The organism is uncultured Campylobacter sp. (assembly GCF_937949835.1).
Taxonomy (GTDB): domain Bacteria; phylum Campylobacterota; class Campylobacteria; order Campylobacterales; family Campylobacteraceae; genus Campylobacter_B.
Genome location: NZ_CALEDC010000307.1, coordinates 1 through 11,489 on the forward strand (window position 1 = coordinate 1; position 11,489 = coordinate 11,489).

At 50.7% G+C, this 11,489-nt stretch carries 10 protein-coding genes; 3 read left to right on the forward strand and 7 right to left on the reverse strand.

What is annotated here, in order from left to right:
* A partial coding sequence (locus Q0256_RS06995) for a hypothetical protein (RefSeq protein WP_297961571.1) occupies positions 1 to 817 on the reverse strand: 817 nt, incomplete at its 3' end.
* A gap of 138 nt (positions 818 to 955) precedes the next feature.
* Between Q0256_RS06995 and Q0256_RS07000 the strand changes: the two genes are divergently transcribed.
* Positions 956 to 2,587 carry a CTP synthase gene (locus tag Q0256_RS07000; RefSeq protein ID WP_297961574.1) on the forward strand — a complete coding sequence of 544 codons (1,632 nt, stop codon included), beginning with the start codon at positions 956 to 958 and terminating at the stop codon, positions 2,585 to 2,587.
* Entirely contained in the window at positions 2,577 to 4,157 is a 1,581-nt protein-coding gene (recJ, locus tag Q0256_RS07005; protein ID WP_297961577.1) for a single-stranded-DNA-specific exonuclease RecJ, read from the forward strand. The genes Q0256_RS07000 and recJ overlap by 11 nt, the downstream gene beginning before the upstream one ends.
* Before the next feature lie 530 nt (positions 4,158 to 4,687).
* Here recJ and Q0256_RS07010 read toward each other — a convergent pair.
* From Q0256_RS07010 to Q0256_RS07030, 5 genes are all read right to left on the reverse strand, one after another.
* Positions 4,688 to 5,017 carry a cupin domain-containing protein gene (locus tag Q0256_RS07010; protein WP_297881549.1) on the reverse strand — a complete coding sequence of 110 codons (330 nt, stop codon included), beginning with the start codon at positions 5,015 to 5,017 and terminating at the stop codon, positions 4,688 to 4,690.
* Between the two features lie 66 nt (positions 5,018 to 5,083).
* Positions 5,084 to 6,517 (reverse strand): NnrS family protein, encoded by a 1,434-nt coding sequence (locus Q0256_RS07015; protein ID WP_297961581.1) that lies wholly within the window; start codon positions 6,515 to 6,517, stop codon positions 5,084 to 5,086.
* The gene (locus Q0256_RS07020; RefSeq protein ID WP_297961584.1) at positions 6,510 to 7,199 is read right to left on the reverse strand and encodes an ATP-binding cassette domain-containing protein; all 690 of its coding nucleotides are present in this window, start codon (positions 7,197 to 7,199) and stop codon (positions 6,510 to 6,512) included. Before Q0256_RS07020 ends, Q0256_RS07015 begins: the two co-directional genes overlap by 8 nt.
* Positions 7,199 to 7,996: an ABC transporter permease gene (locus tag Q0256_RS07025; protein WP_297961587.1), complete on the reverse strand. Its 798-nt coding sequence runs from the start codon at positions 7,994 to 7,996 to the stop codon at positions 7,199 to 7,201. The genes Q0256_RS07020 and Q0256_RS07025 overlap by 1 nt, the downstream gene beginning before the upstream one ends.
* Positions 7,990 to 8,949, reverse strand: coding sequence for an ABC transporter substrate-binding protein (locus Q0256_RS07030; RefSeq protein ID WP_297961590.1), 960 nt, complete (start codon positions 8,947 to 8,949; stop codon positions 7,990 to 7,992). The genes Q0256_RS07025 and Q0256_RS07030 overlap by 7 nt, the downstream gene beginning before the upstream one ends.
* Before the next feature lie 203 nt (positions 8,950 to 9,152).
* On the opposite strand from Q0256_RS07030, the gene ilvD reads away from it, so the two are divergent.
* Positions 9,153 to 10,826 carry a dihydroxy-acid dehydratase gene (gene ilvD / locus Q0256_RS07035; RefSeq protein ID WP_297961593.1) on the forward strand — a complete coding sequence of 558 codons (1,674 nt, stop codon included), beginning with the start codon at positions 9,153 to 9,155 and terminating at the stop codon, positions 10,824 to 10,826.
* Between the two features lie 38 nt (positions 10,827 to 10,864).
* On the opposite strand, the gene Q0256_RS07040 is transcribed toward ilvD, so the two are convergent.
* Positions 10,865 to 11,326, reverse strand: coding sequence for a hypothetical protein (locus Q0256_RS07040; protein ID WP_297961596.1), 462 nt, complete (start codon positions 11,324 to 11,326; stop codon positions 10,865 to 10,867).
* Positions 11,327 to 11,489 lie beyond the last annotated feature (163 nt).

The window sequence follows — 11,489 nt, forward strand, 5'->3', positions numbered from 1 at the left end:
TGTCATTCAAAAAGAGCTTGGTTATATTATCGTCTAGATCTTGGATGCCGTTTTTAAAGTTTGCCTCATAGATAAGATCCTTCACATCAAGACCCGAATCCTTGCCGTCGTCTATAAAAATTTCACCGATTTTAAAGCCCAAGGCTTTTATCGTTTTACCGCTCATATCGCTCGTGCCGTTTAGGCTAAGGCCTGCAAGACGTCCCATTCCGCCATCTTCGAGCACATTTATATCGGCTAGCTTTGCGCTAAATTTAACCTCTGTAGGTCCGTAGTTTAGATGCGTGCTAAGCGGTGCGTCAGTCTTAAACAGCTTCTTGCAAGGCTCTGCGTAATATGGCGTCTTAATCGTTAAAATTCCGTCGCTCTCAAATCCATCCGCAGCGTTTTTTACGCTATGCTTGATAGTGTAGTCGTAGCGAAAAGCAAAATCCTCCGGGAAAATTTTAGCAGGATCCGGCTCGTCCGTATCGTTGCTATCTTGCGCGCCAGCTTTTTCCTTTAGCTTGCTAAAGCCCTCAGCAAGGCTTTTTTGTAGTTTCTCTTTTTTTACTACGCCCTCGATAAAGCCGCTTGAGTTGCTATCTCCCGGATAAAATTTAGCGCTTTTAGTCTCGAAAATTTCGTTTCTAGCGATAAATTCCGCAATCTGCTGCTCAATCGCCGCGCTGGCACTCTTGCCGACCGCACCGTCAACCGTTTTGGTTATGCTATCGTTTACACTTTTAGCTACGCCCGTTTTAGCGTCCTTCGTCGCTACAAAAACGCCCACTATAAGCGCTACGATGACCACTAAAGCCGCGATGATCTTTTTCATCATCTCTCCTTTAAATTTAAAATTTATTTGGGTGCGTATTTTGCCGTAAATTTCTAAAATTTTCAAATTCTAGCTTAGTGTGCTTTAACCTAAAAGAAGTTATAATCGCGACATTAATATCAAAATTTAGGAAAACTTATGGCAAAACAAACGAAATATATTTTCGTCACCGGCGGAGTGCTGAGCTCGCTGGGTAAGGGCATTGCGGCGGCGTCGATCGCGACGCTTTTAAAGCACGCGGGGCTTAAAGTGCGCATCCTAAAGGCGGATCCTTATATCAACGTCGATCCGGGCACCATGAGTCCGCTGGAGCACGGAGAGGTTTTCGTCACCGACGACGGCGCGGAGACCGATCTGGATCTTGGGCATTATGAGCGGTTCTTGGATGAAAATTTAAGCCAAGACAACAACTTCACCACGGGCAAAGTTTACAGCTCCGTCATCGAAAAGGAGCGCAGGGGCGATTATCTGGGCAAGACGATCCAGGTGATCCCTCACATCGTAGGCGAGATCGTGCGCCGCATAAAAAAGGCGGGCGAGGGCAACGACGTGCTGATCGTCGAGATCGGAGGCACCGTGGGCGACATCGAGGGACTGCCGTTTTTAGAGGCGATCCGCGCGATGAGAGTGGAGCTTGGTAGAGTAAATACGATGAATATCCACCTCACGCTCGTGCCTTTTATAAAAGTCGCGGGCGAGCTCAAAACCAAGCCCACGCAGCACAGCGTAGGCGAGCTGCGCCGCATCGGTATCAGCCCCGATATGATAATCTGCCGCTCCGAAATGCCGCTAAATCGCGCGCTTAAAGATAAGATTGCGCTAAGCTGCGGCGTGGATAAAAACTGTGTCATCGAAAGCCCCGATAGCGCGAGCATCTATCAGATCCCGCTTGCGTTTTTGAAGCAAGATATTTTAACGCCGATCGCGGAGACTTTAAGCTTAAACAAGCTCGAAGTCGATATGAGCAACTGGGACAGCCTCGTTAAGCGCGTCATCGTGCCTACGAACGAAACCACGATCGCCTTCGTCGGCAAATATATCGATCTGAAAGAAAGCTACAAATCCCTCACCGAGGGGATCATCCACGCGGGCGCGACGCTTGATACGCGGATAAGCTTAAAATGGGTAGATAGCGAAAAAATTGAAGCTGCAAATGTGGATGAAATTTTCCGCGACGTAAACGGAATTTTGGTCGCAGGAGGCTTTGGCTCGCGCGGGATAGAGGGTAAAATTTTAGCCATAAACTACGCGCGGGTGCATAAGGTGCCGTTTTTGGGCATCTGCCTAGGGATGCAGCTTGCGATGGTGGAGTTTGCGCGCAATGTCTTAAAACTAAAAAATGCCAACTCCTCGGAATTTGACCCGCAGACCGAAGATCCGGTGATCTACCTCATCGATAGCTTTATCGACGCAAGCGGCAAAAAGCAGATTCGCACGCACAAATCCCCTATGGGCGGCACTATGCGGCTGGGCGGCTATGACTGCGACGTCAAAAAAGGCTCGCTTTTGGGTAAAATTTACGGCGAGCAAAAGACCATCCGCGAGCGCCACCGCCACCGCTACGAAGCCAATCCGAAGTACCGCGCCGAGTTTGAAAAGCACGGTCTTATCGTCTGCGGCGAGAGCGACGGGCTTATCGAAGCGGTCGAGCTAAAAAACCATCCGTTTTTTCTGGGCGTGCAGTTTCACCCGGAATTTACCAGCCGTTTAGTGCGCCCAAATCCCGCTATTTTGGGCTTTATCGAAGCATCTATAAAAAATGCTAGGTAAAAATGAGATAAGGGAAATTCTAAAATCGAGATTTGCGAACGATCGGCATACTAAAATTTCTGAAATTCCCTTACCCTGCGATCTGAAAGATACCTATAAGGCGGCTTTGCGCATAAAAACTGCCATCGAAGAAAACCAGCGCATAGCCGTAGTCGGCGATTACGACGTCGACGGTATCGTAAGCACCGTCATAATGAGCGATTTTTTCAATCAAATAGGCGCGGAGTACGTCATTAAGATTCCGAACCGCTTCACCGACGGATACGGGCTAAACAGCGAGATCATAGGCGAGCTTGAGGATGTGGATCTCATCATCACCGTAGATAACGGCACCTCCGCGACGGAAGCTGCCGAAATTTGCGCCCAAAAAGGGATCGATCTCATCATCACCGATCATCACATGCCCCCGCCCGTGCTGCCGAGAGCTTGCGCGATAATCAATCCGAAGCAGCCTGACTGCACCTTCCCAAATATCGAAATTTGCGGCGCGCAGGTAGCGTGGTATCTCGTGGGTGCGCTAAAAGAAACCCTCGGCGTGAACTACGATATGGCAAGCTCGATGGATATCCTCATCATCGCCATAATCGCCGATATGATGGAGCTGCGCGATATGAACCGCGCACTGCTGCGTTTCGGCATCAAGCGGCTAAATAGTTCGAACCGCGCTTGCTTCAAGGCGATTAAGGAGCACTATTTTAAAAAGCACTTCGAATTCGACGATATCAGCTACACGATCGCGCCGCTAATCAACTGCACGGGGCGGATGGACGATGCGACAATGTCGTATAACTTCCTATGCGCCAAAAATATCAGAGAGGCAAACCACTACCTAGAGACGATAAATTCCATCAACAACTCGCGCAAAGAGGAGGAGAAAAGCCTCTACGACGAGATCGTAAAAAGCGTAGATCCGAACGACAACGTCATCGTCGTGTGGGGTCCGCAGTGGCACGAAGGCATCATTGGCATCGTCGCAAGCCGCCTAAGCAAGACCTACAAAAAGCCTGCGATCGTCTTTAGCGTAAGCGACTCGCGCGCCAAAGGAAGCGCGCGCAGCATCGGTAAATTCGATATTTTAGAGCTGATCTCTTCGCAAAGCGAAATTTTAACGACCTTCGGCGGGCACAAGGGTGCTGCGGGCGTAGGGATCGATCCTGCGCTACTTCAGGAGTTTAAGCGCCGCGTAAATGAGCGCATTACGCCTAAGGATCTGAGCGATTTTAGCGCGCAAGACGATCTGCTGGGCGAGCTGGACGCGTCGCAGATAGACTTTGAGCTGCTTGAAATTTTAGAATTTTACGAGCCGTACGGGCAGAAAAATCCGCGCCCGCTCTTTTGTATCAAAGGCGCCCGCGCCCGCAATATCAGGGAGATCGGCAAGGAGGGCAAGCATATCAAAATGGCGCTTGACAAAAACGGCAGCAGCGTCGAGGCGCTGTTTTTCAACTACGACTTTTTGCCGCGCGCGGGCGAGCGGGTGGACGTGATCTTTACGATTAGCAAAAACAACTTCCGCGGCACGATCACGCCAGAGCTCATCATCAAGGAGCTAACCCCGAGCGAAAGCTAAATTTTAAAATTTAAAGCGGGCTTCGCGCGCATTTCGCGTCGGACACGGTCTTTAATTTAATGCGCGCTGCGGATTCGGTGCGCATTACACGCCCTGCGGATCGCCCTTACTATGGCATTTATCTGCTCTACTCGCCCGATATGTATTGCACGCCTGGCGCATTGCCCTATTACAGCGCCTATCTGCTCGACTAGCTTGGCGCGCATTTGCATGCTCGACGCGACTTTGAAATTAACGCGCGAACTATGGATTTGACTTGCGACGCGAGCTCAAGCGTGCGATTTCAGGGATCGGCACGGCGCGCAAACGCGATGCGCTATCTCCAGCTCCCGCACGGTTTGCAAAACAGACGAAATTTTTGGGCGCGATAAAAGTAAAATTTAAACGTTTCTAAATTTTAAAATTTTTCGAGGGCGAGCGGGGACGGTCTGAAACAGACAGAAGGACCCTGCAAATGGAATTTCGGATAAAATTTTATGAAGCGGCGGGCGGGCTAAATTTTAAAATTTGACTCGCCCTAAACTCAGAGGCTAAAAAACCACCACTAAAAACCACTTAAACGGCGCGGGTGCCGAGATTGCGTGCGGCAAGCCCGCAGGCATGACGATGCTTTGCCCCGCTTTTACGCGGTGCTTCTGCCCGTCGATCGTGAAATCGCCCTCGCCCTCAAGCACGTAAACGAACGCGTCGCCGTCGGATTTGTGCGAGCTGATCTCCTCGCCGCCGTCGAAGGCGAAAAGGGTCATATTCAGCGCAGGATTTTGCGCGAGGGTGCGCGAAATCACCTTATGAGGGGACACTTCGACTAGCGAAGCAAGCTCTACGGCCTTAGCGGCGTCGATATTTTTGATGTGTTGCATAAGCTCTCCTTGAAATGAAATTTGATCGATTGTAGCTAAAATTTGGCAAGCCCGCTTTGATGAGCATCAATCCGGATCCGCGCTGAAAGGATTTTTCAGAAAGATCGGGATGAAATTTATCAGATATAGCGCGACCGCGGCGATGAAAAGCGCCGAGGGGATCATCACGTATAAAACAAAGCTCTCGCCCGCAAAAACGGCTCTTAAACCTCCCGCGAGTAGAGCCAAAACGAGCGCCGTGCGGCTTAGACGCGGGAAGTTTAGCGGCGAAATTCCGCTGTGGCGCTGGCCGGCGATCATCCCTACGAAAAGTATCGCTCCGTAGATATAGCAGATCGCGATGACGTGCAGCGGCGCGGCAGCGTACCCTCCGCGGATCAGCTCCCAGCCCAGCCACAGGTATCCCGCCGCGCACGCAGCCTGCAACCCGTAGTAAAACGCCATATAGTGGCGGCTTAAAATTTCGGCGTAGTGCAGCTCGCGAAGCTTCGCCAAAAACAAAAACCCGATGCCAAGCGCGATAAATCCGCATGCCGCCTCGCTTAAAAATGGGCTCGCGAGCGCCAAAGCGAAAGCAAGAAAAGCGGCTAAATTTTTGTAGATAAAATTTGGAATAAAAACGGCGTCCTTTAGCCCCGCCTCTCTTAGCGCTTCGTTGCCGATGACGACGCTTATGCGGTAGCTTACGACGGCGATTGCCGCGACGTTGATATGCACGAAGCTAAGCAAAAACTTCTCATCCCCGCTCGCGCCGTAGGCCACAGAGCAGACGCAAAACGCCGCTAAGACCGCCAGGATGCTAAAATTATTCGAGTTTTTATCCAGCCACAAAAGCCATGCCGCAAAGATGAAAAATATCGCCCAAAACAGCGCCACAATCGCCGCCGCGAGCCGTAAATTTAAAAAGCTCACGATAAAAGCTGCGATCAGGCAGGCGGCAAAGGCGAGCGAAACGGGCTTTAGCGAGCCCTCGAAGTTCGTCCAATCGGGCAGCGCGGTAAGCAAAAACGCCGCGTAGATGCACGAAGGCGCCAAAAACAGAAAGTAAAACTTATGAGCGGCGACATAATCGATCGCCAGCGCGTCCGGCGCTAAAAAGCTAAGCGCGCCCAGCGCCGCAAAAAAGCAGGCGCAAAGAACGAAGGCGCGCATCGGATGGGAGAAAAAATTCCTCGCGCGCTCATCTTTAAATTTAGGCGCGTAAAAGCCTAGCCGCTGCGCCGGGCACGGCTCGAGATTTTTGAGCTCCTGCGGCGAAACAGGCTCAGTTTGGCTTTGCGTGGAATTAGCTTTGGAATTCCGATCGGAATTTTTAGCGCTCTGCGAGAAGTTCTGAACAGAATTTGGCTCGGCGCTTCTGCCGCTCTGCCGGAAACCCTGCGCGGAATTTTGATATTTGAAGTTTTGCGCAGACTTGGTTTCCAAGCTCCATGTAAAATTTTTAAAATTTCGTGCGGAACCTCCCTGTTTGCGCGCACTAAAGATAAAATTTCTACTCATAATAGCTCACTCCTCCAAACTGCTCGCTTACCACGCGCTCTTCGTACCGCTCGTCGCGCGCGCTTAGCGGCTCATCTAGGCTCACGACGCGCCTAAGCCCCATCCCTTTGGGCTCAAGCTCGATGATCTCGTGGCTTAGGCGTGCGGCTTCGAAGCGGTCGTGGGTCACCAAAAGGCAGGCAAGTCCCTCGTGCTCGATCTTTGAGACTAAAATTTCGATCAGCACGCCGCGCAGATCGCGATCTAGACCTACAAACGGCTCATCAAGCAGTGCCAGATCGCAGCCGCTAAGGATCGTGCGCAAAAACGCCGTGCGCTTTTGCATGCCGCCGCTTAGCTCGCGCGGGAATTTATTCAGATCGCTCGGGCTTAGCCCGATCTTTGCGGCGAGGGCGTAAATTTCGCTCACGCCCGCGGGGCTAAAAATTTCGATATTTTTAAGCGCCGTGAGGTTCGGTAGCAGGCGGTTTTCTTGAAACAAAAAGCTGATTTTCTTAAAGCCGTTTTCGATCTGCCCGCTTTTTTTATCCTCCAGCCCGCAGACCAGCCGCAAAAGCGAGGTCTTGCCGCAGCCGCTGGGGCCAAAAAGCGTCTTTACTTCGCCTGCGCGCAGCTGCAGTGAAAAATCTGAAATTATAACGTCGCGCAGAATTTCGTAGCGCAGATTTGAAATTTTTAGCATCATCTGCTCCACGGCATCAGTAAAATTTCAAGCGGCTTGGTCACGAGATAATCGAAAAGCGCCGTAAAGGCTATGACTAGGCACACATACGCCATGACCTCGACTGTATCGATATTTACGCGCGCTTCGGCGATCTTTGCGCCGATGCCGTCGTTCGCGCCTAAAAGTTCCGCCATTACAAGCACTTTCGCGCCGTTGCTGACCGCGACGTAGATCGCAGGCAGCAGCCGTTCGATTAGATGCGGCGCGTAGAGGTAGCGCAGTTTTTTTAAAATTGAGCTTTTGTAGCTGTCGAAAAGCTCGGTGTATTCGGTGCTCACGCTAGCCATCGCCTGCGCCGCGGACGCAAAAGTCATCGGCGCGACGACGATAACGACGGTAAAAAGCACGCTTGTATCGCCGAAATGAAACCAAAATATCGCAAGTACGATCCAAACGATGGGCGGCGTCGAAAGAAGCACGGTAATTAGCGGGTTTAAAAAGGCTCGCAGGCTTTTGAAATACCCCGCCGCAAGCCCGCTGCAAATCCCCGCAAAAAGCGCGAGGAAGGTGCCTACAAGCGCGCGCTTAAGCGACAAAGCTAGATCGTTTGCAGCGAAATTTTTTAAAATTTCGCACGCCTTAGAAAAAACAGCCGCGGGTTCTGGCAGAATGAGCGGCCCGTAAGCCTCGCTCGCCACTTGCCAAATGGCTATGAAAAAGCACACCGCTCCTAGGCTCGCAAAGCCGCCCCACAGATAGTCTATGACGTAAAACGCGGGGTTTTGAGCTTTGCGAATTTTATCGATTTTTAGCATAGGAAAAACTCGTCCTTAGGCATCGCGCCGCCGAGGAGCTTGGGGTTAAATTCCATCAAAATTTCATAAAATTTCAAAAGCTCGTCCTTGATCTCGCTAGGCTTTTTGACGCATAAATTCGACGTATCGATGCTCATAAATATCGCAGGCGGCGGCGCAGGGAAGAAATTCGTCCCGATCGCCGCGGCGCTTTGTTTGTTCGCTTTGATCCACGCAAGCGCGTCTGTCAAATCGGCGTTTAAGATTTCAAAATCCGCCTTTTTCGCGGCGTAAAAATCGGTATCTGCGATGATGCCTGCTTGCGGGATGATGGGCTTTACCGAAAACGCCTGCGCCCACATATCGCTTAAATTTGCCCCTCGCTGCACGGCGATGGCCGATACTTTGCCCTTCAGGATCATAGCGCTTGCTAGCGGCTCGACCGTGATCGCGACGTCGTAATCCTTAGCCAAAAACATCTGCGCGCTCTCTGCGGGAGTGGCGGTGTAGTCGATATTTAGCCCGCTAATACCCTGCTTTTTCGCTATGGCTCGCACGATGATATCTAGCATGTCGTTTTTAAAAGGCATGACGATCTTTTTGCCCTTCAGCTGCGCAAATTCCGTTATCTTATCGCCCTTGCTCATCACGATATTTAGCCCCTCGGTGAGGATATTTACCATGCCGATCTTGCGCCCCTGATTTGCGAGGTTCACCCCTACGTTGCTAGGGCTCATCATGACCTTGTACTCGCCGTTTGCCACGCCTGCGCGCAGCTGATCGGGATCGCGCCAAAGCTCGAGCTTCGCGTCGTATTTTTTGCCGATCTGCCCCTGCATGCACGCAACGCCGATGATGAGGCTAGGCATCGCGGGCGCGCCGTAAATAGTAAAAGTCTCCTTTGCAAAAAGAGGGCTAGCAAGCCCGCTAGCCGCCAACGCAGACGTTAGTTTTAAGAAATTTCTTCTTTGCATCTTCTCCTCTTTTCATTCCTGCCAAACGGCAAGATTTTGATAATCGATGTGCAATTATATCAAAAACAGGATTGATTCGGTTTGATTAAGCTCAATAGTCCCACTTTAAATTTTAATGCGCTTTTATACGCTAAAATTTAAAATGCCCCGCAGCGGTAAAATTTTATGCTAAAATGGAGAAAATTTCAATTCAAGGATATAAAATGAGAAGCGACATCATCAAAAAAGGCTATACGCGCGCGCCGCACAGAAGCTTGCTAAGAGCGACCGGGTTAAAGGACGATGACTTTGAAAAGCCCTTCATCGGCGTAGCAAACAGCTTCATAGAGATCATCCCGGGGCACTTTTTCCTCAACAAATACTCCGAAATTTTAAAAGACGAGATCCGCAAAAACGGCTGCGTGCCCTTTGAGTTTAACTGCATCGGCGTGGACGACGGCATCGCGATGGGACACAGCGGGATGCTTTATAGCCTGCCTAGCCGCGAGCTAATCGCAAATTCGATCGAAACGGTGATGAATGCGCACGCCCTAGACGCTCTAGTTTGCATGCCAAACTGCGATAAAATCGTACCCGGCATGGTTATGGGCGCGCTTCGCGTGAACGTACCGACGGTTTTCGTTAGCGGCGGTCCGATGAAAAAGGGCTACACCAAAAAAGGCGAGCCGATCGACCTATCTACGGCGTTTGAGGCGGTGGGTAAATTTGAAACCAAAGAGATCAGCGCCGAGGAGCTGCGCGACATCGAGTGCGCCGCCTGTCCGAGCGGGGGCAGCTGCTCGGGGATGTTTACGGCAAACTCGATGAATACGCTGTGCGAAGCGATGGGTATCGCGCTAAAAGGCAACGGCACGGTGCCTGCGCTTACGCCTGAACGTGAGGAGCTTATCCGCGAGGCGGGACGCCGAATTTGCGAGATAGCGCTCGATGAAAAATACAAAATCCGAAACATCGTGAACGAAAAATCTATCCAAAACGCCCTGGTAGTCGATATGGCGATGGGCGGCAGCAGCAACACCGTGCTGCACATCCTGGCTATCGCGCGCGAAGCGGGGGTAAATTTACAGATCGCGGGGCTCAACGAGATCAGCCGCAAGATCGCGCACATCGCCAAAATCAGCCCGAGCCTACCTAATATCCACATGGAGGACATCGACCGCGCGGGCGGACTAAGCGCCGTGATAAATGAAATTTCGCGCCGCGACAACGGGCTACTGGGTCTAGACGCGCTAACGGTAAGCGGCGAAAGCCTAGGCGAGCGTGTCAGAGCTAGCGCCATAAAAGACGAATCTGTCATCCGCAAGGTCGAAAACGCCTACTCGCAGGTCGGCGGACTGGCGATTTTGTTTGGAAATTTAGCCGAGCAGGGCTGCGTCATCAAGACCGCGGGCATCATCGGCGAGCGCAAATTTAGCGGCAAGGCGGTCTGCTTTAACAGCCAAGACGAGGCGATAGAGGGCATCTCAAGCGGCAAGGTAAACAAAGGCGACGTGGTCGTCATCCGCTACGAAGGGCCGCGCGGAGGCCCGGGTATGCAGGAGATGCTAAGCCCAACGAGCCTAATCATGGGGCGAGGGCTGGGTGCGGACGTGGCTCTCATCACGGACGGCAGATTTAGCGGCGCGACGAGGGGACTAAGCGTCGGGCACGTGAGCCCCGAAGCTGCCGAGGGCGGCATGATCGGACTGCTACGAGACGGCGACATCATCGACATCGACGTGGATACATACGCGATCAACGTGCGCCTAAGCGAAGCCGAGATCGCCGAGCGCAGGGCTAAATTTAAGCCGATCGAAAAACCGCTGCCGTATCGCTGGCTGCGAATGTATCGCAAGCTGGTAACGAACGCTAGCAACGGAGCGATTTTGGAGGCGTAAATTTACGCCTCTGCTTTAACAGATAAATTATTTATAGTTCAAATTTTAATAAATTTAGCTGTTATTAGTGACCAAATTTTAAAAATTTTGCATGAATTTAAACTTTTTCTCGCCATATTTGCAATTTTTTCTTTTATCCCGTTTCCTTTTTCAAGGAAGGTATTTTGAATTTCTAAAAATTCTTCCCTATCAAAGTCGCGACTGACTAGCTTTTGAGATAGTTTCATAAATTCTTTATAATCTTTTTCTAGTTCAGGAACGTATATACTTATTAAGAGGTGCAATCTACTAATTTCCATCTTTTTGTTTTCTGAATTTGGAGTTACCTTGCCTATTGCCCTATCTAATGTTTGACCTATTATTTCACTAACTATCAAAAAAGTCTCTTCTAATTTTTGCAGCCTTATTTTTTTATCTTCCCGTTTATTAATAATCCAGCTATATACAACTTGAGTTATAATAGACAACGAAGCGCCAAGAACAATTTTAAAAATATCCACAACAAAGCTTTCTAATAAAGGTACTCATCATATTAAATTTACAAATCCCTCGGATCGGCGATCTTGCCTGCGACGGCGCTAGCTGCGGCGACGGCGGAGTTTGCCAGATATACTTCGCTCGTTCTATCGCCCATGCGGCCGACGAAATTTCGATTAGTCGTGC

Excerpts from the sequence above, each read along its gene's own strand:
- Q0256_RS07000 (WP_297961574.1), top strand. The coding sequence starts at position 956 with ATGGCAAAACAAACGAAATATATTTTCGTCACCGGCGGAGTGCTGAGC.
- recJ (WP_297961577.1), top strand. The coding sequence starts at position 2,577 with ATGCTAGGTAAAAATGAGATAAGGGAAATTCTAAAATCGAGATTTGCG.
- Q0256_RS07010 (WP_297881549.1), bottom strand. The coding sequence starts at position 5,017 with ATGCAACACATCAAAAATATCGACGCCGCTAAGGCCGTAGAGCTTGCT.
- Q0256_RS07015 (WP_297961581.1), bottom strand. The coding sequence starts at position 6,517 with ATGAGTAGAAATTTTATCTTTAGTGCGCGCAAACAGGGAGGTTCCGCA.
- Q0256_RS07020 (WP_297961584.1), bottom strand. The coding sequence starts at position 7,199 with ATGCTAAAAATTTCAAATCTGCGCTACGAAATTCTGCGCGACGTTATA.
- Q0256_RS07025 (WP_297961587.1), bottom strand. The coding sequence starts at position 7,996 with ATGCTAAAAATCGATAAAATTCGCAAAGCTCAAAACCCCGCGTTTTAC.
- Q0256_RS07030 (WP_297961590.1), bottom strand. The coding sequence starts at position 8,949 with ATGCAAAGAAGAAATTTCTTAAAACTAACGTCTGCGTTGGCGGCTAGC.
- ilvD (WP_297961593.1), top strand. The coding sequence starts at position 9,153 with ATGAGAAGCGACATCATCAAAAAAGGCTATACGCGCGCGCCGCACAGA.